Below are 21,734 nucleotides of genomic sequence, written 5' to 3' on the forward strand. Positions count from 1 at the left end.
ATGACAGAGACGCGCATCCTGACCGGCGGCTGCGCCTGCGGCCAGCTGACGTTCAAGGCCATGGGCGAACCGAAGCGCGTGGGCCTGTGCCATTGCATGACCTGCCGCAAGATCAGCGGCGCACCCTTCAACGCCTTCGTGATCTACCCCGTCGATCAGGTGACGATCACGGGCGAAACAAAAAGTTGGTCCGCGACATCGGAATCGGAACGCTGCTTCTGTCCCATTTGTGGCTCACAAATGTTTGATCGGGATGCAGGCGACGAGATCGAGATCAAGCTCGGCGCCTTCAACGAGCCGAACCTGTTCACGCCGACCTACGAGGCCTGGACCAAGCGCCGCGAGCGCTGGCTTTGCACCCCGGATCTCAAGAGCTTTCCCGAGAACCGGGGCGAAGTCGCATGAAGTCGGAGCTTCTTGTCCGGCCAGCCATCCACGACGATGCCGAAGCCATCAACCGTGTGATCTTGAACGGAGGCTCACGCGAAGGAGTGCCGGATGAAACCAACCTTGGATGAAATCGAGGATACGGTGATCCGCATGGAGCAGCACTTCAGAGGCTCTAAAATCCCTGAAGCACAGCCCCTGATGCAGGCCTATGACGATCTCAACAGACGGTTCGAAGCCGACCTGTCGGATCGCAGAGATCTTGCCTTGAGCCGGGGCGGAGCTCTGATGCTCATCAAGTTCCTCGTCGAGGGAACATCGCCTTGACCTCCTGCAGGCCAAGGCGACGGCGGCGTGGTGTCTTCCCCTACTTCGGCTGCATGCGCAGGGCACCGTCGAGGCGGATGCCCTCGCCGTTGAGCATGTCGTTCTCGATGATGGCCTTGACGAGATTCGCGTATTCCTCGGGCCGCCCGAGGCGCGACGGGAACGGCACGTTGGCCTCCAGCGATTTGCGGTAATCCTCCGCGATGCCCTCGAAGAGCGGCGTGTGGAACAGGCCCGGCATGATCGTCATCACCCGGATGCCGAAACCCGAGAGGTCGCGGGCGACGGGAAGCGTCAGGCCGAGCACGCCGCCCTTGGAGGCGGAATAGGCCGCCTGGCCGATCTGCCCGTCCTGAGCGGCCACCGACGAGGTGTTGACGATGACCCCGCGCCCGCCGTCCGGCGTCACCGGGTCCAGGCCCGCCATGGCGGCGGCGCATTTGGAGATCATCGCATAGGTGCCGATGAGGTTGATCTCCACCGCGCGGCGGAAGCTCGCGAGATCGTGAGGAATTAACTCGCCGGTGTCGCGCTTCTTCGCCACCGTGCGCTTGCCCGGCGCGATGCCGGCGCAGTTAACCAGGATCCGCTCGATGCCGTTGGCGGCCCGTGCCGCGGCGATCGCCGAATCGATGGACGCCTCGTCCGTCACGTCGGCCATGCAGAAGACGGCGCCTATTTCCCCGGCAACCTGCTCGCCGCGTTCCGCGTTCATATCGAGAATGGCCACCTTCGCGCCGTTGGCCGCAAGCATGCGGGCCGTGGCCTCGCCGAGACCCGAAGCGCCTCCGGTGACGATGGCTGCCATCAATTTGTCGAGCTTCATCGCTTTTCTCCCTGTGTCGGGACACGTCTTACGGTATCCTCGAACGAACGGGAACGCAGACCATGGAAGGAGCAGACTGGATGAGCGAACCCTTCGTGAAGCCTTTCACCAAGGCCGAGATGGAGGCCATGCGCGAGGCGACCCGCGACGAGGAGGGCCTCAAGCGCCGTTTCTGGGAGAAGATCAAGCGCGTTGCCGGCAAGATCCCCTTCGCGGAGGATCTGGTGGCAGCCTATTTCTGCGCAACGGATCCCTCGACCCCGAGCCGCGTGAAGCTGATTCTCATCGGGGCGATCGCATATTTCGTGTTCCCAACCGATGCCATCGCCGACCTCCTGCCCTTGATCGGCTTTGCCGACGATGCCGCCGTTCTGGCTGCTGCCATCACACAGGTGGCCGGGTCCATCACCGATGCTCACCGGGAGAAAGCCCGACAAACATTGGCAGAGACGCAAGGCCAAGCTAACAGCCACTAGAGGCATCGGCTGAGTAAGAAGAATATATACTTATTGAAATGTTATTTATTATCTTTATATGTGATTCCGTTAGCAAAGAAATGATTTGAAATCCTCCGACTGTTTCAAAAACGAACAAGCTTTGAAGGATACTGAACGGGTCGCGCGAGCGGCCCTTTTTATTGGGCTGCGGTTCAGCCGGAGTCGGCATCCTCAAAGCAACCGCCGCGTTTCGACGCACCGCCAATCTTCCGGCGCCGCCTTAACGGGGATGGTGAAAAGTTCTTAACCATCCGCCATTATGGTCCGCCCCATGACTCCTGCATCTTTCCAGCGCGGCATCGCCGCGGGCATCCTTTCCGCCCTCGTCGTCATCGGAACCGGACCTGCAGCCCTGGCTCAGGCCCAGCGTTCGACGCAGCCATCCACCCGCTCGGCGCCGGCCAAGCCTGCAGCCAAGCCGGCTGCCGCGGCGAAATCTTCCGCCGCCAAGACCACGCCGGCCAAGCCCGCCGCAGCGGCTGCGGCCGGAGCGGCGGCTGCCAGCACGGCCAAGCCGGCCCGGGCTGCGAGCCCCGGCGGCTCGCTCGTGACGTCCTATGGCGACTGGGAGGTCTACATGGCTCAGAGCGGCCGTTCGAAGATCTGCTATGCGCTCAGCCGCCCGAAGGACTGGTCGCCCAAGACCGCCAGTCGCGATCCGGCCTATCTCTTCGTCTCCTTCCGACCGGCGGAGAACGTGAGGAACGAGGTGGCGTTCGAGTTCGGCTTCACGGCCAAGGAGAACGGTCCGGCGGAAGTCTCCGTGGGCAACACGTCCTATGCTCTCGTGGCCAAGGCCACCAATGCCTGGCTGAAGAACCCGGCCGAGGAGGGCCAGGCCATCGCCACGATGGCGAAGAGCGGCACCATGACGGTGAAGACACAATCGGCCCGCGGCTCGAACCTCACCGACCGCTATTCCCTGAACGGCTTCAACAAGGCCCTGGAGCACGCCCGCAAGGAATGCGCTTCGTAGGGTTTCACTTTCCCACAGTTGAAAATCGGCTGATCGATAAGCATCTTCCGGGTCTCAAGCCCGGATTTTGCGTTGAGGCGCTCACTTTTCCGGCGCAATCGTGTTATAAGACCACCGAATTCCCAACAACGAAGGCATGATCTCCTATGGCGACGGTGCTCGACATCGCCAAGCGAAACCCCAATGCGGCTCCTGTTGCCGTCAGCGATGCCGCGCGCGCGGCCGGGTTCATCGAAAAGACCGCGGAGCTGACCGTCGCGGCGGGAGCAGCCCCCGGCGGCGCTTCGCTCGTCGGCCTCACCCGCGACCAGCTGAAGGATTCGCTGTCCGCCATAGGCGTGCCCGAGCGCGAGCTCAAGATGCGCGTGGCCCAGCTCTGGCACTGGATCTATTTCCGGGGCGCCAGGGACTTCGCCGAGATGACCAACATGGGCAAGGAGCTGCGCGCCAAGCTGGCCCAAGCCTATACGCTCACCCGGCCCCAGGTGGTCTCCGAGCAGGTCTCGAAGGACGGCACCCGCAAGTGGCTGATCCGCATGGCCTCCACCGGCCCCCTCGACAAGGGCGCGGAGATCGAGTGCGTCTACATTCCGGAGGTCGACCGGGGCACGCTCTGCGTGTCGAGCCAGGTCGGCTGCACGCTCACCTGCTCCTTCTGCCACACGGGCACCCAGCGCCTCGTGCGCAACCTGACTTCGGCGGAGATCGTGGCGCAGCTCATCGTGGCCCGCGATTCCATCGGCGACTGGCCCGGCGCCACCCCGCCGGACGGCGCCTTCGTGCCGAACGATGGCGGACGCTTCGTGACCAACATCGTGTTCATGGGCATGGGCGAGCCGCTCTACAACACCGACAATGTGGTCGCGGCCATCGAGGTCATGTCGGACGGCGAGGGCCTCACCCTGTCGCGCCGCCGCATCACCGTCTCCACGTCCGGCGTCGTGCCGCAGATGGAGCGCCTCGGCGCGGAAGCCAACACCATGCTGGCGATCTCGCTCCACGCGGTGCGCGACGAGCTGCGCGACGAGCTGGTGCCGATCAACCGCAAATACGACATCAAGCAGCTGCTCGATGCCTGCCGCGCTTATCCGGGCCTGTCGAATGCGCGCCGCATCACCTTCGAGTATGTGATGCTCAAAGGCGTGAACGACTCGGACGCCGATGCGCGCGAACTGGTGCGACTGCTCAAGGGCATTCCGGCGAAGATCAACCTGATCCCATTCAACCCCTGGCCCGGCTCGAAATACGAGTGCTCGGACTGGGAGCGGATCGAGCGCTTCTCCGAGATCGTCTACCGCGCCGGCTACGCCTCGCCGGTGCGCACCCCGCGCGGCCGCGATATCCTGGCCGCCTGCGGCCAGCTCAAGAGCGAGACCGAAAAGCTGCGCGCCCGCGCCCGCATGATGGCCGAGCAGGGCATCGGGGCCGAGGGCGTGTATGCGGTGCGGGACGGGGAATAGACGCCGAAATGCGCAGCGCTGGCGGGCAGTGCGGCGCCTCCATCCACAGCGGCCGCTGGCGAATGTCCTGAAGCTCCCTTAGCTTATGGCCATGATCCGCTGGCTCATCCTCATTCCCTTCGCGCTCCTCATCGCCGTCGGCGCGAGCGGCACCTTCTTCCTCATCGCCTCCATGGTCGATCCCGTGATGGCGCTGCTGACCGGCGACACGCTGTTCGTGGGCTTCTGGTCGCTGATCGATGCGGTCTTTGCGGCCGATGATCCCGGCCCCATCGTGGAGGATGCCTTCCTGGCGGTCGGCCGGATCATGTTCACGCTGCTGATCTTCCCGCCGCTGCTGGTCGCCATCGTCAGCGAGGTGCTGGGGATGCGCAGCCTCCTGTGGCATGGGCTCGCCACGGGGGTGCTGACGGCGGCGGTGCCGTGGATCCTGCGCGGGCAGGCGCGGATCGCCAGCCCCGAGGAACTGCATGTGAGCGTCGTGCTCGGGCTCACCGGCGCGGTGGCCGGCCTCGTCTACTGGGCGATCATCGGCGGGCGCGAGCCGAGGCGAAAGGAGCCTATCGAGCCGATGTCGTCAGGATCTTGATGGCGAAGACCGAGAACAGGCCGGCGAAGGAATAGTCGATCCCGCGCATGAATTTCGGATGGCCGCGCAGGAGGGAGATCACCTTGTCGGCGCCCAGGATCATGAGCGCGCCCATCGGCGTATTCAGCGCGACGAAGTAGAGGCCGAGGAACAGCAGCTTGTCGGCCGCATGCGGATCAGACGCGTCGACGAATTGGGGCAGGAAGGTCACGAAGAACAGCACCACCTTGGGGTTCGTAAGATTGATGCCGACGCCCATGAAGAAGGTCTTCCAGAACGAGACCTCCGTCTGGCCCTGCTCCTTCACACTCAGCGCCGAGCCGTTGCGCACCGCATCGAACGCCATCCAGAGCAGGTAGAGCGCGCCGACGATCTTCAGCACGGTGAAAGCGGTCACGGAGGCGGCAAGCAGCGCCGAGAGCCCCAGCGCCGCGAGCAGCGTATGGACGCAGCAACCCGCCGTCGCGCCCAGCATCGAAGCCATTCCGGCCTTGCGCCCGCCCGACATGGTTTTGGCCAGGAACAGGCTCATGTCGGGACCTGGCGTGACGAAGAGCAGGATCGCCGCCAAGGTGTAGGTGAGCAGGGTGCTGACGTCGGGCAGGAAGGTCATGGGTCGAATCTGGCCGTTAAGATCGCCGGATCATGACTCAATCCCGTGTGCACGGCCACCCCAAAGCCGCTTGTTGAAACGCCGCCCCTGCTCCATGTGTTGATCCGGGCGGTGTAAGAAGTAACAAGAACCGCGAGAAGGACAGACATGACGGCATTGCTCTCAACCGCGCGAATCCGTGCGGCCCTGACCGCCATGATCCTGGCGTTCGGATTGTCTGCCTGCGGGATCAACAACGTCCCGACCCTGGAGGAGCAGGCCAAGGCCGCCTGGAGCGAGGTGCAGAACCAGTACCAGCGCCGGGCCGATCTCATTCCGAACCTCGTCGAGACCGTGAAGGGCTTCGCCCAGCAGGAGCGCGAGGTGCTGACCCAGGTCACGGAAGCCCGCGCCCGGGCAACCCAGGTTCAGGTCGATGCCTCGACCGTCACCGACCCGGAAAAATTCCGGCAGTTCCAAGAGGCGCAGAACCAGCTCTCCGGAGCCCTGGGCCGTCTGCTCGCCACCGTCGAGCGGTATCCGGAGCTCAAGTCCAACGCCAACTTCCTGGCCCTGCAATCGCAGCTGGAGGGCACCGAGAACCGGATCGCCGTGGCCCGGCGCGACTACATCACGGCCGTCCAGGCCTACAATACGGAGCTGCGCACGGTTCCCGGCCGCTGGATCGCCTCCATCGTCTATCCCGATGCCAAGCCCATGGAGACGTTCACAGCGACAGCCGGTTCTGACCGCCCGCCGCCGGTGAAGTTCTGACGGGATGGGAGATGTGCCGCGCGTCCCCTCCCCCTTGTGGGGAGGGATTGAGGGTGGGGGTCGCAACGTCGGAGTGCTGCGTTCATCCATGAAGCAGGAACGCTTCCACAGCCCTAGCTGGTCTGAACGCTCACCTGATCGCACCACCCCCACCCCTACCCCTCCCCGCAAGGGGGAGGGAAAAGTGACCGCACTCGTCATCGCTTTCCTCACCCTCACCCTCGTCCTCTTCTCTCTTCCCGCCCTCGCCCAGACCTTCCCGCCCCTCTCCGGCCGCGTAGTCGATGCCGCAAACCTCCTCAAGCCTGAGGAACGGACAGCGCTCGAGGCCAAGCTGAAAGCCCATGAGGACAGGACCACGGACCAGGTGGTGATCGCGACCCTGCGCTCGCTGGAGGGCTATGAGATCGAGGACTACGCCAACCGCCTGTTCCGGCACTGGCAGCTCGGCCAGAAGGGCAAGGACAACGGCGCCCTGCTCCTCGTGGCGCCGCAGGAGCGCAAGGTACGCATCGAGGTGGGCTACGGGCTGGAAGGCGCCCTCACGGATGCTTTGTCGAAGATCATCATCACCACGGCGGTCGCGCCCCAGTTCCAGAAGGGCAATTTCGCGGGCGGCATCGATGCGGGGGTCGACGCCATTCTGTCGATCCTCACAGGCGACGCCGAGGAATGGCAGCGCCGGGCTCAGGTGCGCGAGGACAGCACCACGGCCATGGATCCGGTCATCGCCTTCATCATCCTGCTGATCCTGTTTTTCCTGATTGCGCGTTTCATGGGAGCAGGCCGCAGCCGCGGCGTCCGGCGGGGCCGCCATGGCCCGTGGATCGTCACCACCGGCGGGTGGGGCAGCGGGCGGTCGGGGGGCGGAGGATGGTCCGGCGGGGGCGGCTTCTCGGGAGGCGGCGGCTCGTCGGGCGGCGGCGGCGCCTCGGGGAGCTGGTAGATGATCTCGAGCGACGAACAGGCACGTCTCGCCAGCGTAATCGGCGACGTGGAGGACGAGACCTCCGGCGAGATCGTTCTCGTGATTGCCGAGCAGGCCGGACATTACCGGGCCGTCCCAGTGCTATGGGCCATGCTCGCGGCGCTCGTCACCCCCTGGCCGCTGATCCGGCTGACCGATATCAGCACCTCGCGCATCTTCCTGATCCAGCTCGCGGTGGCGCTCGCCTTAAGCCTCATCCTCTCCTGGCCGAAGCTGCGCTTCGCCCTGGTGCCACGTTCAGTCAAGCACGCGCAGGCGCACGAGGCAGCCTCGCGCGAGTTCCTGCGGCGCGGGATGACGCGAACCCGGGAGAAGACGGGGGTGCTGATCTACCTCGCGCTCGCCGAGCACCATGCCGAGATCCTGGCCGACACGGGCGTCGCGGACCGGGTCGATCCTGGAATCTGGGCCGGCATCGTCGCGGATCTGACGGTGGCGATCCGGAACGGCCGGATGATCGAGGGGCTGATCGAGGCCATCCGGCGCACGGGCGCGATCCTCGCCGAGCACGCCCCTCCCCGTCTCGACGACGTGGACGAGCTGCCCAACAAGGTCATTCTTCTCGACTAAAGCCCCGGACCTTTCGCCGCTCCCAGAATGAGTCCGGGCCGGGCTGCATCCGTGCCCTGCAGGAGCACCACATAGGCGTCGCCGCCCTGGCGGGCCATGTCGAGGGGCACCTCGAACTGGGCGGAGCCGCCGCGCCATTCGCCGACCCGGTTCAGGCCGCGCACCACATTGGCGTAGGTGATGGTCTTGCCCCGGTTCTCGCCGCGCTCGATCGGCACCGTCTGCGATCTCAGCACCGGCAGGATCCACACCTCGGCCTCGCGCTGGGTGGTGTCGGGGGTCTCCTCGATGGCAATCGAAACCGCGCCGTTCTGCTCGGTGACGATCACGTTCACCGGCAGGGCCTTGCGTCCCTTCGTGGTGTACTGGATCGCCTTCTCCACCTGGGCCCGATCGGACCCGATGGAGGATTTCTTGCCGTTGACGATCATCTGCGGCGTGAAGACCTGCCGGTCGCTGCGGGAATGGGCATAGGCCTTCTGGCGCTCGGTAAAGGCCACATGGGCGAGCGTGTCCTTCCAGCCGAGATAATCCCAATAATTGACCGGCAGCGACAGGGCGACGATGTCCGGCTGGCGGGAATACTCGACCAGAAGCTCATCCGCCGGCGGGCAGGAGGAGCAGCCCTGGCTCGTGAAGAGCTCGACCACCGCGCGGGGTGGGTCCGCCAGAGCGGGCTGCAGAAAGGCGGCCAATCCAAGAGCCGCCAGGAGGATCGCTTTCAATCGGGATACCATGATGCCGCCATGGAACATGAATTCCGCCTCAAGGTGAACTCACGTTACCTTGAGCACCAGCGCATCGTGCGGAAAAGTGGATCCGGGTTTCCGCACGAACGATGCGCTCTTCAACGATTGGAGCATCGGATCAGATCCCAAAAGTGGAATCCACTTTTGGGTCCTATGCTTTGGCAGGCACCCGCCAGCGGCGATGCATCCACAGCCATTGCTCCGGGTATTCCCGCACCCATTCCTCCACCACGGAGGTCATGGCCTGCATGGCGCCCTGCGCGTTGATCTGGCCGTCCGGATCGCGCGGCAGGTCCAGGGGCGGCGTAAGCTGCAGGCGGAAGCGGTGGTTCGGCAAACGGATCACCCGCACCCCGTGGACCGGGCAGTCGAAGCGGCGGACGAATTTGCCGAGGATCGGGTTCACCAGGGCCGGACGGTCCATGAAGTTCACGATCACCCCGCGGGTGAAATGCTGGTCGATGAGCATGCCGAGATGCCCGCCCTTTTCCAGCGCTCCCTGCATGGCGAAGGCCGCGCCCTGGCGGGCCGCTTCGAGATTGCCCATGGTCTCGCTGCGGATCTCGTGCAGCACACGGGCGATGGCCGGATCGTTGGGCGCGCGGAACACCGCCGTGGTGTCGAGCCCGAAGCGGGCAGCGCAGATGGCGGGCAGCTCCCAATTGGCGAGATGGGCCGAGAAGATGAGGCCGGGCCGCCCGTCGTCGCGAAGCGCCAGAAAGTGGTCGATTCCATCGACTTCGGTGCGCCCGGGAACCTCGCTGTCGGGATCGAAGTCGAACAGGCGCCCGAGATGCGGGTATTCGCCGGCCGTGCGGCCGAGATTGTCCCAGGCGGCCATGGCCAGCGCCTTGACCTCGGCGTCCGACTTCTCCGGATAGGCCGCGCGGATATTGGCAAGAGCCGTCCTGTGGGCGCGCAGCAACGGGCCGAAGGTGCGGGTGAGGGCCGCGCCCACCGCGCCGGAGCGCTCAGGACCCAGGGCTCGCGCCAGGGCGAAGACGCTGCGCACGACGCCGACCATCACCGTCTCGGTGAAGCGCGAGACGAGGCTGCGGGGGCGGTGGGGCTGATGCACGTTTTTTTGAATCCTGGCCTGAAATGAAACTCCCCGCGTCTTTTCGCGGGGAGACGCTTTCGTCAAGGTCTGCCGTCGCGGCCGTTTGTACCAGAGGCCGGCTTAACCCTGTCTTCTCTCCCTGAGACCTCATCCTGAGGAGGTCGGTTCATATGACCCATGCTCTCAGGACTAGAACGCCACGAGCACCTTGCCGAAGACTTTTCTGCCTTCCAGCCGCTCGAGGCCCTTCTGGAACTCGTCGAGCGGGAAGACGGCGTCGATCACCGGTGTCATGCCTTGAGCCATCTTGTCCAGCGACTGGCTGATGTTCTCGATCCGGCAGCCGAAGGAGCCGAAGATCCGGTACTGCTGCTGGAAGAGCTGCATCAGGTTCATGGTGGTGGAGACACCCGAGGTGGAGCCGCAGGTGACGAGGCGCCCGCCGCGCTTGAGGCAGAGCAGGCTCCCGTTCCAGGTCTCGGCGCCCACATGCTCGAACACCACGTCGACGCCCTTGCGCTTGGTCAGCCGGCGCACCTCGCCCTCGAAGCGCTCGGTGCGATAGTTGACCACGTAATCGGCACCCAGCGCCTTCGCCTTCTCGCCCTTCTCGTCGTCGCCCACGGTCGTATAGACGGTGCAGCCGATGGCTTTCGCCATCTTGATCGCCGCCGTGCCGATGCCGGAGCCGCCCGCATGGACGAGGATCGACTCGCCGGGCTCCAGCCTGGCGTTGTCGAACAGCATGTGCTGCACGGTGCCGAAGCCGATGGGCGCGCAGGCCGCCTGCTCGAAGGAGACGCCCTTCGGCACCGGAATGACGAGCCGCTCCGGCCGGTTGATCAATTCGCGGGCGAAGCCGTCGATATGGAAGCCCATGATGCCGGCGACGTTCTCGCAGAGATTGTCCCAGCCCTTCCGGCACGCGCTGCAGTGGCCGCAGGTCTCGGCCCCGTACATGGTGACCGGATCGCCCGCCTTGAAGCGCGTGACGCCCTCGCCCACCGCGGCGATCTCGCCCGAGGCCTCGACGCCCACGGCCTGGGGCATCTTGCGCTTGGCGAACGCCATGCCGCGAAATCCCCACACATCGAGGAAGTTGAGCGCCAGCGCCTTCACCCGTACCTGGACCTCGCCCGCGGCGGGCGGCGGCGGCGCATCGATCTCGGTGATGCGAAGGTCACGATCGCCGAAAAGCTGGAGGGAGCGCATGCTTTTAGATCCTTTTCGCCGTCATCCTCGGACCTGTTCCGGGAATCCACGCTTTGCTGGACAAGAACGTGGATAGCCGGGACAAGCCCGGCCATGACGGGGAGACATTGTTTGCGGCGGCTTAAAGGGCAGCAGAGCGGATGGCAAGCTTCCTGCCTGCAATGGTCCTTCCAGATCGCCTGTTGGCGGTCCAGTGTGACTGCGTTCTTACCGATGCACGCCCAGCATCGAGGTCAGGCCGCCGTCGATGGGCAGGACCGTGCCGGTGATGTAGGCGGCAGGCTCGCTCAGGAGAAAAGCGGCAAGGCCGGCGATCTCCTCCGGCTTGGCGAAGCGCCCGGCCGGGATCTGCTTTTCCATGTTCTCGCGATAGGCCGCGTAGGGCGCCATCATGTCCGTGTCGATGAAGCCCGGGGCGATCACGTTGACGGTGACCCCGCGCTTGGCGGTCTCGACGGACAGGGTGCGGCAATAGGAGATCAGCGCACCCTTGGAGGCCGCATAGGCCGCGTTGCCGGGATTGCCCTGGAGCGCCGCCACCGAACCGATGGCGACGATGCGGCCCTGCCTGGCGCGGATCATGCCGCGCATGAGCGCCTTGGCGATGCGGGTGAGCGACCAGAAGTTCACCTGCATGGCAACTTCGGCCTTGTCCTGCTGCATCATGGCGGCGAGCGCATCGTAGGGCTGGCCGGCATTGTGCACGAGCCCGAAGAAGCTCTCGCCTTCAATGGTCTCGCAGAAGGCCTCAAGCGCCGCCTTGTCGGCGAGGTCGATCTCATGGGCCTTGATGGTGCGGCCGGAATGCGCCTGCATCAGCTCGTCGGCCAGGGCCTTCGCGGCGTCTCCGGACGAGCGATAGGTGAAGTCAACGTCGTGGCCGGCGACTACCAGCGCCCGCACGATGGCGGCGCCCACGCCCTTGCCGCCGCCCGTCACCAGAACCCGTGTCATGATCAGGCCCCTTTCGGCTCGGCCCCGAAGACCAAGCAGGTGTTCTGGCCGCCGAATCCGAAGGAGTTCGAGAGCACGTAGCTTACCTTCGCGTCGCGGGCGGCGTTGGGCACCACGTCGAGGGGAATGGCCGGATCGGGCACCTGATAGTTGATGGTCGGCGGGATGCGGCCGGTGCCGATGGTCATGAGCGACATCACCGCCTCGACCGCGCCGGCGGCGGTCAGCGTGTGGCCGATCATCGACTTGTTGGAGGAGATGGGCAAGCTCGCCATGCGCTCGCCGAACACGGCCGTGCAGCTCATGGCCTCCATCTTGTCGTTCTCCGGCGTCGAGGTGCCGTGGGCGTTGATGTAGTCGATGTCCTCAGGCGAAAGCCCCGCATCGGCCAGCGCCTCGCGGATCGCCGTGATGGCCGGCATGCCGTCCGGCGAGGAGCGGGTGCGGTGGAAGCCGTCGCCCTTCTCGCCGCAGCCGAGCACGTAGCCGAGGATCGTGGCGCCGCGCGCCCTGGCGGATTCCGCGTTCTCCAGCACGAGGGCCGCGCCGCCCTCGCCCATGACGAAGCCGTCGCGGTTCTTGGAGAAGGGCTTCGATGCCCCTTCCGGGTTGTCGTTCTGGGTCGAGAGCGCCGAGAGCAGGGAGAAGCGGATGAGCGATTCCGGGTTCACGGAGCCGTCGGTGCCGATGCAGAGCGCGGCATCCGTCTCGCCGCGGCGGATCGCCTCGACGCCGAGCTGGATCGCCGTGGCGCCGGACGAGCAGGCGGTCGACAGCGAGATCGGCGAACCTTTTGTGCCGAAGCGGTCCGCGACCCGGTCGGCCACGGTGCCGAAGATGAACAGATCGTGCCACGGCTTGAACTCGCCCGAGGCCGCCGCCTTCAGCAGGTCCCTGTAGGTGACGTCGCCATCCTGCCCGGAGGCCTGGGCCAATGCTCCACGCTGCGGCCACTCCATCTCGACCGGCGGCACGGCGATGAAGAGCGCGCCGGGAAAGTTCTCCCGAGCAAGGCCCGACTGCCCCACCGCCTCCTCGGCCGCCAGCATGGCGAGCCGCTCGGACAGCATGGGTGCGCAGAAGGGCTCCACATCGACCGAGTCGATGGTGCCGGCGATCGTGGTGCGCAGGCCCTCGGTGGGGAAGCGCTCGATGCGGTGAATGCCGGACTGGCCGGCCGTCAGGGCGACCCAGGTGTCGTCCTTGCCCTGGCCCAGGGACGTGACCACGCCCATGCCGGTGACGGCGACGAGCGGGCGGCCTTTCGTGTCGCGAAGCGCCATAGCCTTCTCCTCAAGCCTTGGTGAGCCGGATGGCGCCCTCGCCGCGCCAATGTCCGACGGAGGTGACGAGGGCTTCGCTCAGCCCGCCCCGGGCGATCATGCCGGCTGCCAGCGCAACGCCGATGGGCGCCTGGGCCTCCATGGTGTGGCCGACGAGATCGCCCGTCGCATGGACGGCAGCGCCGGGCGCGATGTCCTTGAGCGCCGCCTGCTCCTCGTCCGTGATGCCCTTGATGCCGGTGGCGCCGGAGACCACCAGGTCGGGCTTGGCCCCGAGCTGCCGCGACAGGCCGTGAAGGGAGCCTTCGACGCTGCCGGGCTGGCGGCGGCTGCGGTCGGAGGCGACGCCCGCGATGGCCGCAAGCGGCTTCGCGCCGCGCGCGGCGGCGTGCTCGCGGGATTCGAGCACCAGGAAGCAGCCCCCGCTCCCCAGGATCATGCCGCCGCCATCGGCGGGGCGCTCCCAGACGGAGGCGTAGGGCTTCTTCCAGAGGAAGCCGCCCATCTCGTAGATGAGGAGCACGTCGGGCCGCTCGGCATTGTAGGAGCCGCCGACGAGGAAGATGTCGTCCTGGCCCGAGGCGATGCGCTCGCGGGCGATGCGGATGGCGTCGACGCCGCTCGATTCCTCGCCCATGAAGGTGCGCGATGCGCCTGTGACCCCGTGGACGATGGAGATGTTGCCGGCGAGCAGGTTGGAGAGCTGGGCCAAAAACAGGGTCGGGCGCAGATCGCCCATCAGGCGCTCGTTGAGGAAGACGCCGGGATTGTCCGCCCGGCGCAGCCCGGTGAGGATCTGCCCGTCGACCGCATAGTCCCGCTCGCCGCCGCCGGCCGAGACGATGAGCTGCATGCGGCCTTTGAGGGCTGCATCTTCCTTGGCGCCCGCAGAGTCGAGGGCGAGGCCCGCCGCGTAGCAGCCGAGCTTCTGCCAGGGCTCCATCTGACGCTGGTCGGATTTCTTCGGGATCTGCCGATCCCATTCGAGGGTCACCGCCGGGTGGACCGGGAACGGCTCGAAACTGGCCGCATCCGTGTTCGGGGCGCCACCGGCGAGCGCCGTCAGGTGCGCCTCCAGGCCTTCTCCGGCCGAGGAGACGAGGCCCACTCCCGTAATGACGACATCCCGCATCAAATACTCTCCTCCAGGAGGCCGATGCGTCTGGCTTGCGCGCGCATCAGGCCGTCCATGCCTTCGGGGAAGGGCATGATCCGGAAGCGCAGCTCCGCATCGCAGATCGGCTTGCCCTCGGCCGTGATCCTGGCCTTGGTCACCGCGTAGCCGGAGCCCTCATGCTCCAGCTGCGCCGTGACGGTGAGCACCGTACCCGGTCCGACGAAGGTGCGGAAGCGCGCCTTGTCGACGCCCATCAGGAACGGCATGTGGGTGAAGCCCATCAGGCCGAGCACGAGGTAGCCGGAGGCCTGGGCCATGGTCTCGGTGAGGAGAACGCCGGGCACGAGAGGGTGGCCGGGGAAGTGCCCTTCGAAGACGGGGCTTTCCTGCGGAACGACCGAGGAGACCTCGATCCGCTTGGTCTCGCGGTCGAGGGCCGTCACCTGGTCGATCATTTCAAAATATTCGAGGCGCATCCGACTCTCTTACCCTCTTGCGCCCGGCGGGTTCAATGGGAAGAGACTCCATGAGTCGGCGCGCATATGGATCGCCTCTTCGAGCCGGCCTCGATCGGCCGGCCCGCCGGGATGACTTTTCCTGATTTAAGCCTGCTTGGCGGCCACCAGCGCGTCGATGCGGGCCACGAGGTTCTTCAGGACGAAGTACTCCTCGGCCGGAGCCTTGCCCTCGTTCACTTCCTGGGTCCACTGCTCCAGCGGCAGCTTGATCCCGAAAGCCTTGTCGATCGCGAAGGCGATATCCAGGAAGGCGAGGGAGTCGATGCCGAGATCCTCGATGGCATGGCTCTCGGGCGTGATCTGCTCGCGCGGGATATCGGCGGTCTCTGAAATGATGCCGGCGACGGTCTCGAAGGTGGACGACATGACGCCGCTCTCCTGAACTGCTTGTTGATCTCAACGATGCGGCGCCGGCAAGCTTGGGAAGGGCCGGTGTCCAGACGCTCTTTTCGTCGAGGAGGGTTGTTTCGAAGCGCACCCCTTACACGACAGGCGCCGGACCGGCAACCGATTGGTTGCGTCGAGCCGAATCGGCCTTGCCGGGAAAGCGGGGCTCTGGCCTGCGGCAACGGCAGAGGGACCGGCCGATTGATTATTCGGCTCCCATCGTCGATAAGGCGCCTTCGGTCCTGGAACCGAATGATCTTACAAGAAGACAGATTGCTGGATCGACGTGCTCAACAGGTTCCTCAAGCCTGAAATCCGCTATGCCCGCCGCATGGCCCGGATCGCCCGATGGGACAGACCCGTCGAGGGTCTGTCCGGGCGCCTGCGCGCCTGGGCCCATATGCTCATTGCCGATCACGGCCTGTTCCGCCTCTTCTACCTGAACAAGCACCCGGTCACCGACCGGCTGTGGCGCTCGGCCCAGCCCGCCCCGCACCAGATCGCGGCCCTGAAGGCCGAAGGCGTCAAGACGATCATCAACCTGCGCGGCGGCCGGGAGCACGGCTCGTGGCAGCTCCAGAAGGAAGCCTGCGAGCGGCTCGGCATTCACCTGGAGGAGTTCGTGGTGCGATCCCGCGGCGCGCCGGATCGGGAGACTCTGCTTTCCGCAAAGGCATTCTTCGACACGATCGAGTACCCGGCGGTTCTGCACTGCAAGTCGGGTGCGGACCGGGCGGGCTTCGTGGCCGCCCTTTATCTCATCGTCTATGAGGGCAAATCCATCGACGAGGCCCAGCAGCAATTGTCCGTGCGCTTCGGCCATTTCCGGTTCTCGAAGACCGGCATCCTGGACGAGTTCTTCGACCTTTACCGCCGCGAGGGCGAGGCCAAGGGCATTCCATTCCTCACCTGGATCGAGACCCAATACGACGCGGAGGATCTGGAGCGGAGTTTCCGCCCCGGCTTCTGGTCCAATCTCCTCGTCGACAGGATCATGCGGCGCGAATAGGCCTGGCGCATGGTGCGGAACCGGAGGTCCGCTTCGCGCCATGCGCTCGATGAGGAAAGAGCACCGGATGTCTCCCGAAAGGGCGCATCCGCTGTCGGGTCCGGACGACCCGGCTTTCTCAGGACGCCGCCAGGCTGGGCTCGCTGTCGTCGGACAACTGCAGGCGATGCAGGCGGGCATAGACTCCCGCCCTGGCGATCAACGCCTCGTGCGAGCCCGTTTCCGCAACCCGCCCGCTCTCCATCACGACGATCTTTTCCGCATTGCGGACCGTCGAAAGGCGGTGGGCGATCACGAGGGTGGTGCGGCCCTTCATCAGCTTGCGGATGGCATCCTGCACCAGCCGCTCCGATTCGGAGTCGAGGGCGCTCGTCGCCTCGTCGAGGAGCAGAATCGGCGCGTCCTTCAGGAAAGCGCGGGCGAGCGAAATGCGCTGGCGCTCGCCGCCCGAGAGGCGCCCCCCACCCGGTCCGACCACCGTGTCGTAGCCCTCCGGCAGTCGCATGATGAAGTCGTGGGCCGCCGCCGCCTTGGCGGCGTTCACGATATCCTCGTCGGAGGCGCCGGACCGCCCGAAGGCGATGTTGGCCCGGATCGTGTCGTCGAAGAGGATCACGTCCTGACTCACCACGGCAACAGCCTGCCTCAGGCTGGCCAGGTGCACGTCGCGCACGTCCTGTCCATCGATCAGGACTGCACCCTGGGTCACGTCGTAGAGACGCGGCACGAGGGACAGGAGCGTCGACTTGCCCGAGCCGGAGCGGCCCACCAGGGCCGTGGTCTGCCCGGCCTCGGCAACCAGTTCGACGTGGTGGAGCGCCGCGGCTTCACCGTCATAGGAGAACGACAGGCCCGCAAACCGGATCTCGCCGCCCGACAGCTGCAGGGGCTCGGCACCCGGCTTGTCCTGGATCCGGGGTGAATCGTCCATCACGTCGAAGGTGCGCTGCAGGGCAGCCGCCGCCTCCTGGACAATGGCGTTGAGGTTGCCGAGCGCCCGGATCGGCTGCGCGGCCATGACGAGGGCGCTGACGAAGCCGGTGAAGTCGCCGACGGTGCTCTCGCCGGCGAGGATGCGCTGGCCGATCAGGATGAGGACGACCGCCACAGCAAGGCCGCCGCCGGTCTCCAGGATCGGGTCCATCCGCCCCCGGGCATTGGCTGCCTTCATCTTGAGATCGCGCACATTGTCGAAGGTCTTGGCGGCCTTGGATTTCAGGTAGCGCTCGAGCCCGTAGGTCTTGGCGATGCGGGTGCCGGCGAGGCTCTCCGTGATGAGGCTCGCCATCACGCCGGTCTGCTCCTGGGTCGACGCCGCCACCCGGCGCAAGCTCCGTCCGATCTTCTCCACCGGGTAGGCGAAGAAGGGCGCCACGAGGGCGGCCACCAGGGTCAGGACCGGGTCGATCCAGAGCATGGCGGCGATCAGCGCGATGATCGTGGTGATCTCGCGCAGGAATACGGTCGAAAGGCGGGTGAGCGCCTCCCGGATGAAGGCGAAGTCCGTGGTGAAGCGCTGGGTCAGCGCAGCCGGGCTCTCGCGCCCGATCTGGGCGAGGTCGGCCTCGATCATGTGGCCGTAGAGCGCCGTCTGCATGTCGGCCTCGATCCGGGTCACCACCTTGTTGGTGAGGATCGTGAGCGCGAGCAGCGAAAAGCCCTTCACGGAGGTCACGACGATCACGAAGAGGGGCGCCAGCAGGATGGCCTGCGCATCCTTCATGTCGAAGGCATCGAAAGCCGCCTTGATCAGGACCGGATAGAGCCCCGTCGCGCCGGACACCAGGGCGACCAGCAGGAGCACCACGGCCAGCGTCTTCCTGTGCGGACGCATCCAGTCCTGCCACAGGCGGCTGATCAGGGGGAGGGTGTCACCCCGAAGGATGCTCTTGGACGCCATGGACTTTTTGAATTTCCTATCCTGGAGGCCCGCGGTTAGCATGTGAACCATTCCGCCGCAAATCTTTCGAAATGCTTACGGGGCCTCAGCGCTGGTTTGCCGCTCGTCGGCCGGACCGCCGCCCCTGCTAGACCGCCCGCAGGTACCGCATGGGCCGGCCCGGGGCGATCATCTCGGCGGCCGCGATGATGCCCTGCGCGTCGATGCCGAAATGACGGTAGAGATCCTTGACCGTGCCGGTCTGGCCGAAATGCTCGACGCCCAGGGAACGGGTGCGGTGGCCCATGACCGAGCCCATCCAGGCCAGCGTCGCCGGATGACCGTCGATCACCGTCACCAGCCCGCAATGGGGCGGCACGTCGGCGAGCAGGCGCTCCACGTGGGAGCGGGCATGAACAAGGCCGCGCTCGCGGGCGCGCTGCGCCGCCGTCCAGCCCGCATTGAGCCGGTCCGCGGACGTGATGGCCAAAAGCCCGATGTCGCGCCGGTCCTCGGCCATGAGGCCCACCGCCTCGATGGCTTCAGGCGCCACCGCGCCTGTGTAGGCCACCACCACCTGGGCGTTCGGCCCGGGCTTCCGCAGCCAGTAGGCGCCCGCCATGATGTCGTCGGCGAGCTCCGGATTCATCTCCCGCTGCGGCTGCTCCAGGGTGCGGGTGGACAGGCGGAGATAAACGGAGCCGCCGGTCTCGTCGCGCAGCCAGGTCCTCTCGTCGGGCTCGCCGCCCTCGCGCTGCATGTAGTCGAAGGCCCAGCGCATGATGATGGCGAGTTCGTCCACGAAGGCGGGCTCGAAGGAGGCCAATCCATCCTGCGCTAGGCCTACCAGCGGCGTGCCGATGGACTGGTGCGCACCGCCCTCCGGCGCCAGAGTCACGCCGGACGGCGTGGCGACGATCATGAAGCGGGCATCCTGATAGCAGGCGTAGTTCAGGGCATCCGCCCCGCGATAGATGAACGGGTCGTAGAGGGTGCCGATGGGCAGGATGCGCTCGCCGAAGAGGGAATGCGACAGGCCCAAGGCGGAGAGCACGATGAACAGGTTCATCTCGGCGATGCCGAGTTCGATATGCTGGCCGGACGGCGAGAATTCCCAGTTGTAGGTGGAGGGAATCCGCTCCTTCTTGAAGGTGTCGACCAAGCTCTCGCGGGCATAGAGCCCGCGCCGGTTCACCCAGGCGCCGAGATTGGTCGAGACCGTCACGTCCGGGGCCGTGGTGACGACACGCGCGGCGAGCGGGTTGTCCGAGCGGGCGAGCTCGTTGAGGATGAGCCCGAAGCCCTGCTGGGTGGACATGGCCGGATTGGCCGGGAAGGCGAGCTTTTCAGGCACCGGCACGGCCGGGGCGGTGTAGCGCCGCGTGCCTTTCCGGATGAACGGGACCTCGGCGAGGAAGCGTTCGATCTCGGCCTGCGGCAGCTTCATTCCCTCGAACTTGTCCCATTCATGGCCGGGGCGCACCCCTTGCGTCTTCTGCCAGGCCTCCATCTGGGAGGGCGTCAGCATGCCGGAATGGTTGTCCTTGTGGCCGGCGAGCGGCAGCCCGAAGCCCTTGATGGTGTAGGCCAGGAAGCAGACCGGCCGGTCGTGCTGGCGTGCCTTCTCGAAGGCGTCGAGCAGGCTCGGCAGGTCGTGGCCGCCGAGATTGGCCATGAGCTCGGCCAGCTCCTCGTCCGAGCGCTTCTCGATGAGGCGCGTCACCGGCCCCTGATCGCCGAGATCGTCGAGAAGACGCTTCCTCCAGGCGGCACCGCCTTGGTAGGTGAGCGCGGAATAGAGCTGGTTGGGGCAGGAATCGATCCAGTCGCGCAGGCGCTCGCCGCCGGGCTCCTTGAAGGCCTCCTGCATGAGCGAGCCGTGCTTGAGCACCACCACGTCCCAGCCGAAATTGCGGAAGAGCGCCTCGAAACGCTGCCACAGGCCCTCGCGAATCACTGCATCCAGGCTCTGGCGGTTGTAGTCGATGATCCACCACGTGTTGCGGATGCCGTGCTTCCAGCCCTCGAGCAGGGCCTCGAAGATGTTGCCCTCGTCCATCTCCGCGTCGCCCACCAGCGAGATCATGCGGCCTTCAGGCTTGTCCTTCGCCCAGCCATGGGCCTTCACGTAATCCTGCACGAGGCTGGCAAAAAGCGTCTGGGCGACCCCTAGGCCCACCGAGCCGGTGGAGAAATCCACGTCGTCGATGTCCTTGGTGCGGGACGGATAGGACTGCGCGCCTTTGTAGCCGCGGAAATTCTCGAGCTTCTCCCGGGTCTGGCGGCCGAAGAGATACTGGATGGCGTGGTAGATCGGGCTGGCATGGGGCTTCACCGCCACCCGGTCCTCAGGTTTGAGCACCGAGAAGTAGAGGGCGGCCAGGATGGTCGAGAGGGACGCGGAGGAGGCCTGGTGCCCGCCGATCTTCATCCCGTCCCCGTTGGAACGCAGGTGATTGGCGTTGTGGATGGTCCAGGTGGACAGCCAGAGCACCTTGCGCTCGAGTTCCTTCAAGATGCTCAGGTGCCGTGCGTCAGCCATGTCGTCCCTCCCGGTTTTGCCGAGATATAAGCCCGAAGCTTTTTCGAAGCGAGGCCTAAGACTTAGGAGAGTCTCGAAGGGAGGCTAAAAACGAAAAGCCCGCCGGATGGCGGGCCTTCGTGAAACTCTCATTTCTGAGAGAAATTGGAGCGGGCGAAGGGATTCGAACCCTCGACCCCAACCTTGGCAAGGTTGTGCTCTACCCCTGAGCTACACCCGCGCTCCGCGATGCCGAGGCATCGTTGCGAGGCCGTTGATGTGCCCCAAAACGATGCGCTTTGCAAGAGGGTCCTGGCGATCTTTTCGGCCGGACCCTTGAGCCTGCTTCACCCGGTCGCTAGAAGCTGGCTGGTTTTTCGAACGATCCCGCTGGAGTTTTGCCTTGGCCCATCTGTCCCCGCAGGAGCTTCTGAACCGCCTGTCAGCGCTCGGCATCAAGGCCGAGACGGTGGAGCACGAGCCCGTCTTCACGGTGGCCGAATCGAAATCCGTCAAGGAGCAGGTGCCGGGAGCCCACTCCAAGAACCTGTTCGTGAAGGACAAGAAGGGCCGGTTCTTCCTGATTTCCGCCAAGCACGATACCCCCATCGACCTCAAGCGCACGCACGAGGCCATCGGCGCCTCCGGTCGCCTGTCCTTCGGCTCCGCCGACCAGCTGCGCGCGCTGCTCGGGGTGGAGCCGGGTTCGGTCACGGCCTTTGCGGTGGTCAACGATACGGAAGGCAAGGTCACCATGGTGCTCGACGCCAACCTCATGGAGCACGAACGGGTGAACTTTCACCCCCTGGTCAATTCCATGACCACTGGCGTGTCCCGGGAGGATCTGGTCGCGTTCCTGCGTGCGACGGGACATGATCCGCTGATCCTGCGCCTGCCGGAGCCTCCGGTGGAATTGCCAGACAACCCTTGAGCTCCCATTTAAGCATCGGACCCGGAAGTGGACACCTCTTTCGGGATCCATCCGAGGCTCATTCATGCTGAGCGCATCGCTGGGCGGGGACCCAGAGGGCCGCGTCAGCGAAAACCGAAACCACTTTT

The 21,734-nt window shown here is 65.7% G+C and carries 23 protein-coding genes and 1 tRNA gene; 11 read left to right on the forward strand and 13 right to left on the reverse strand.

What is annotated here, in order from left to right:
• Complete coding sequence (locus AC0QTX_RS13150) at positions 1-405, forward strand: GFA family protein (RefSeq protein ID WP_474604275.1); 405 nt, start codon at positions 1-3, stop codon at positions 403-405.
• Positions 406-498: 93 nt separating this feature from the next.
• Positions 499-714 carry a hypothetical protein gene (locus AC0QTX_RS13155; RefSeq protein ID WP_474604276.1) on the forward strand — a complete coding sequence of 72 codons (216 nt, stop codon included), beginning with the start codon at positions 499-501 and terminating at the stop codon, positions 712-714.
• A gap of 40 nt (positions 715-754) precedes the next feature.
• On the opposite strand, the gene AC0QTX_RS13160 is transcribed toward AC0QTX_RS13155, so the two are convergent.
• Positions 755-1,540 (reverse strand): SDR family NAD(P)-dependent oxidoreductase, encoded by a 786-nt coding sequence (locus tag AC0QTX_RS13160; protein ID WP_474604277.1) that lies wholly within the window; start codon positions 1,538-1,540, stop codon positions 755-757.
• 80 nt (positions 1,541-1,620) lie between these two features.
• Here AC0QTX_RS13160 and AC0QTX_RS13165 point away from each other — a divergent pair, with 80 nt between their 5' ends.
• The 4 genes from AC0QTX_RS13165 (at position 1,621) to AC0QTX_RS13180 (ending at position 5,062) form a co-directional block, all read left to right on the forward strand.
• Positions 1,621-2,016 (forward strand): YkvA family protein, encoded by a 396-nt coding sequence (locus AC0QTX_RS13165; RefSeq protein ID WP_474604278.1) that lies wholly within the window; start codon positions 1,621-1,623, stop codon positions 2,014-2,016.
• Between the two features lie 292 nt (positions 2,017-2,308).
• Positions 2,309-3,013 (forward strand): hypothetical protein, encoded by a 705-nt coding sequence (locus AC0QTX_RS13170; RefSeq protein WP_474604279.1) that lies wholly within the window; start codon positions 2,309-2,311, stop codon positions 3,011-3,013.
• Between the two features lie 146 nt (positions 3,014-3,159).
• A complete protein-coding gene (gene rlmN / locus AC0QTX_RS13175) occupies positions 3,160-4,473 on the forward strand; it encodes a dual-specificity RNA methyltransferase RlmN (RefSeq protein ID WP_474604280.1) in 1,314 nt (437 codons plus the stop codon).
• A gap of 91 nt (positions 4,474-4,564) precedes the next feature.
• Positions 4,565-5,062, forward strand: coding sequence for a hypothetical protein (locus AC0QTX_RS13180; RefSeq protein ID WP_474604281.1), 498 nt, complete (start codon positions 4,565-4,567; stop codon positions 5,060-5,062).
• Here the strand turns inward: AC0QTX_RS13180 and AC0QTX_RS13185 are convergent.
• Positions 5,034-5,675, reverse strand: coding sequence for a LysE family translocator (locus AC0QTX_RS13185; RefSeq protein WP_474604282.1), 642 nt, complete (start codon positions 5,673-5,675; stop codon positions 5,034-5,036). The genes AC0QTX_RS13180 and AC0QTX_RS13185 overlap by 29 nt on opposite strands.
• Positions 5,676-5,822: 147 nt before the next feature.
• Between AC0QTX_RS13185 and AC0QTX_RS13190 the strand changes: the two genes are divergently transcribed.
• From AC0QTX_RS13190 to AC0QTX_RS13200, 3 genes are all read left to right on the forward strand, one after another.
• Positions 5,823-6,428, forward strand: coding sequence for a LemA family protein (locus AC0QTX_RS13190; RefSeq protein WP_474604283.1), 606 nt, complete (start codon positions 5,823-5,825; stop codon positions 6,426-6,428).
• Between the two features lie 88 nt (positions 6,429-6,516).
• Complete coding sequence (locus AC0QTX_RS13195; protein ID WP_474604284.1) at positions 6,517-7,374, forward strand: TPM domain-containing protein; 858 nt, start codon at positions 6,517-6,519, stop codon at positions 7,372-7,374.
• Positions 7,375-7,986: a TPM domain-containing protein gene (locus tag AC0QTX_RS13200; RefSeq protein WP_474604285.1), complete on the forward strand. Its 612-nt coding sequence runs from the start codon at positions 7,375-7,377 to the stop codon at positions 7,984-7,986.
• On the opposite strand, the gene AC0QTX_RS13205 is transcribed toward AC0QTX_RS13200, so the two are convergent.
• The 8 genes from AC0QTX_RS13205 to AC0QTX_RS13240 all read right to left on the reverse strand — a co-directional run bounded on the left by AC0QTX_RS13205 (position 7,983) and on the right by AC0QTX_RS13240 (position 15,245).
• Entirely contained in the window at positions 7,983-8,741 is a 759-nt protein-coding gene (locus tag AC0QTX_RS13205; RefSeq protein WP_474604286.1) for a DUF1223 domain-containing protein, read from the reverse strand. The genes AC0QTX_RS13200 and AC0QTX_RS13205 overlap by 4 nt on opposite strands.
• 145 nt (positions 8,742-8,886) lie before the next feature.
• On the reverse strand, positions 8,887-9,813 hold the full coding sequence (locus AC0QTX_RS13210; RefSeq protein ID WP_474604287.1) for a lipid A biosynthesis lauroyl acyltransferase: 927 nt from the start codon (positions 9,811-9,813) through the stop codon (positions 8,887-8,889).
• Between the two features lie 171 nt (positions 9,814-9,984).
• Positions 9,985-11,007 carry a zinc-binding dehydrogenase gene (locus AC0QTX_RS13215; protein WP_474604288.1) on the reverse strand — a complete coding sequence of 341 codons (1,023 nt, stop codon included), beginning with the start codon at positions 11,005-11,007 and terminating at the stop codon, positions 9,985-9,987.
• A gap of 207 nt (positions 11,008-11,214) precedes the next feature.
• Positions 11,215-11,961 carry an SDR family NAD(P)-dependent oxidoreductase gene (locus AC0QTX_RS13220; protein ID WP_474604289.1) on the reverse strand — a complete coding sequence of 249 codons (747 nt, stop codon included), beginning with the start codon at positions 11,959-11,961 and terminating at the stop codon, positions 11,215-11,217.
• 2 nt (positions 11,962-11,963) lie between these two features.
• Entirely contained in the window at positions 11,964-13,244 is a 1,281-nt protein-coding gene (locus AC0QTX_RS13225) for a beta-ketoacyl-ACP synthase (RefSeq protein WP_474604290.1), read from the reverse strand.
• Between the two features lie 10 nt (positions 13,245-13,254).
• A complete protein-coding gene (locus tag AC0QTX_RS13230; RefSeq protein WP_474604291.1) occupies positions 13,255-14,376 on the reverse strand; it encodes a beta-ketoacyl-ACP synthase in 1,122 nt (373 codons plus the stop codon).
• Positions 14,376-14,837 carry a 3-hydroxyacyl-ACP dehydratase FabZ family protein gene (locus tag AC0QTX_RS13235; RefSeq protein WP_474604292.1) on the reverse strand — a complete coding sequence of 154 codons (462 nt, stop codon included), beginning with the start codon at positions 14,835-14,837 and terminating at the stop codon, positions 14,376-14,378. Before AC0QTX_RS13235 ends, AC0QTX_RS13230 begins: the two co-directional genes overlap by 1 nt.
• Positions 14,838-14,963: 126 nt before the next feature.
• Positions 14,964-15,245: an acyl carrier protein gene (locus AC0QTX_RS13240; RefSeq protein WP_009490841.1), complete on the reverse strand. Its 282-nt coding sequence runs from the start codon at positions 15,243-15,245 to the stop codon at positions 14,964-14,966.
• Positions 15,246-15,552: 307 nt separating this feature from the next.
• Between AC0QTX_RS13240 and AC0QTX_RS13245 the strand changes: the two genes are divergently transcribed.
• Positions 15,553-16,275, forward strand: coding sequence for a fused DSP-PTPase phosphatase/NAD kinase-like protein (locus AC0QTX_RS13245; RefSeq protein ID WP_474604293.1), 723 nt, complete (start codon positions 15,553-15,555; stop codon positions 16,273-16,275).
• Positions 16,276-16,393: 118 nt separating this feature from the next.
• Here the strand turns inward: AC0QTX_RS13245 and AC0QTX_RS13250 are convergent, their stop codons facing one another.
• The 3 genes from AC0QTX_RS13250 to AC0QTX_RS13260 form a co-directional block, all read right to left on the reverse strand.
• The gene (locus AC0QTX_RS13250) at positions 16,394-18,175 is read right to left on the reverse strand and encodes an ABC transporter ATP-binding protein (protein WP_474604294.1); all 1,782 of its coding nucleotides are present in this window, start codon (positions 18,173-18,175) and stop codon (positions 16,394-16,396) included.
• A gap of 127 nt (positions 18,176-18,302) precedes the next feature.
• Entirely contained in the window at positions 18,303-20,696 is a 2,394-nt protein-coding gene (locus AC0QTX_RS13255; RefSeq protein WP_474604295.1) for a transketolase-like TK C-terminal-containing protein, read from the reverse strand.
• 145 nt (positions 20,697-20,841) lie between these two features.
• Positions 20,842-20,916: transfer RNA gene (locus AC0QTX_RS13260), tRNA-Gly, on the reverse strand.
• Between the two features lie 162 nt (positions 20,917-21,078).
• On the opposite strand from AC0QTX_RS13260, the gene AC0QTX_RS13265 reads away from it, so the two are divergent.
• Complete coding sequence (locus tag AC0QTX_RS13265) at positions 21,079-21,606, forward strand: prolyl-tRNA synthetase associated domain-containing protein (RefSeq protein WP_474604296.1); 528 nt, start codon at positions 21,079-21,081, stop codon at positions 21,604-21,606.
• Positions 21,607-21,734: the final 128 nt, after the last annotated feature.

Source organism: Microvirga sp. jy35 (assembly GCF_056148915.1).

What these genes read in the sequence shown, in the direction of transcription:
- AC0QTX_RS13190 (WP_474604283.1), top strand. Translation starts at nt 5,823, where the DNA reads ATGACGGCATTGCTCTCAACCGCGCGAATCCGTGCGGCCCTGACCGCC.
- AC0QTX_RS13235 (WP_474604292.1), bottom strand. Translation starts at nt 14,837, where the DNA reads ATGCGCCTCGAATATTTTGAAATGATCGACCAGGTGACGGCCCTCGAC.
- rlmN (WP_474604280.1), top strand. Translation starts at nt 3,160, where the DNA reads ATGGCGACGGTGCTCGACATCGCCAAGCGAAACCCCAATGCGGCTCCT.
- AC0QTX_RS13215 (WP_474604288.1), bottom strand. Translation starts at nt 11,007, where the DNA reads ATGCGCTCCCTCCAGCTTTTCGGCGATCGTGACCTTCGCATCACCGAG.
- AC0QTX_RS13230 (WP_474604291.1), bottom strand. Translation starts at nt 14,376, where the DNA reads ATGCGGGATGTCGTCATTACGGGAGTGGGCCTCGTCTCCTCGGCCGGA.
- AC0QTX_RS13155 (WP_474604276.1), top strand. Translation starts at nt 499, where the DNA reads ATGAAACCAACCTTGGATGAAATCGAGGATACGGTGATCCGCATGGAG.
- AC0QTX_RS13225 (WP_474604290.1), bottom strand. Translation starts at nt 13,244, where the DNA reads ATGGCGCTTCGCGACACGAAAGGCCGCCCGCTCGTCGCCGTCACCGGC.
- AC0QTX_RS13180 (WP_474604281.1), top strand. Translation starts at nt 4,565, where the DNA reads ATGATCCGCTGGCTCATCCTCATTCCCTTCGCGCTCCTCATCGCCGTC.
- AC0QTX_RS13200 (WP_474604285.1), top strand. Translation starts at nt 7,375, where the DNA reads ATGATCTCGAGCGACGAACAGGCACGTCTCGCCAGCGTAATCGGCGAC.
- AC0QTX_RS13220 (WP_474604289.1), bottom strand. Translation starts at nt 11,961, where the DNA reads ATGACACGGGTTCTGGTGACGGGCGGCGGCAAGGGCGTGGGCGCCGCC.
- AC0QTX_RS13195 (WP_474604284.1), top strand. Translation starts at nt 6,517, where the DNA reads ATGAAGCAGGAACGCTTCCACAGCCCTAGCTGGTCTGAACGCTCACCT.
- AC0QTX_RS13240 (WP_009490841.1), bottom strand. Translation starts at nt 15,245, where the DNA reads ATGTCGTCCACCTTCGAGACCGTCGCCGGCATCATTTCAGAGACCGCC.
- AC0QTX_RS13150 (WP_474604275.1), top strand. Translation starts at nt 1, where the DNA reads ATGACAGAGACGCGCATCCTGACCGGCGGCTGCGCCTGCGGCCAGCTG.
- AC0QTX_RS13250 (WP_474604294.1), bottom strand. Translation starts at nt 18,175, where the DNA reads ATGGCGTCCAAGAGCATCCTTCGGGGTGACACCCTCCCCCTGATCAGC.
- AC0QTX_RS13185 (WP_474604282.1), bottom strand. Translation starts at nt 5,675, where the DNA reads ATGACCTTCCTGCCCGACGTCAGCACCCTGCTCACCTACACCTTGGCG.
- AC0QTX_RS13165 (WP_474604278.1), top strand. Translation starts at nt 1,621, where the DNA reads ATGAGCGAACCCTTCGTGAAGCCTTTCACCAAGGCCGAGATGGAGGCC.
- AC0QTX_RS13170 (WP_474604279.1), top strand. Translation starts at nt 2,309, where the DNA reads ATGACTCCTGCATCTTTCCAGCGCGGCATCGCCGCGGGCATCCTTTCC.
- AC0QTX_RS13255 (WP_474604295.1), bottom strand. Translation starts at nt 20,696, where the DNA reads ATGGCTGACGCACGGCACCTGAGCATCTTGAAGGAACTCGAGCGCAAG.
- AC0QTX_RS13160 (WP_474604277.1), bottom strand. Translation starts at nt 1,540, where the DNA reads ATGAAGCTCGACAAATTGATGGCAGCCATCGTCACCGGAGGCGCTTCG.
- AC0QTX_RS13205 (WP_474604286.1), bottom strand. Translation starts at nt 8,741, where the DNA reads ATGTTCCATGGCGGCATCATGGTATCCCGATTGAAAGCGATCCTCCTG.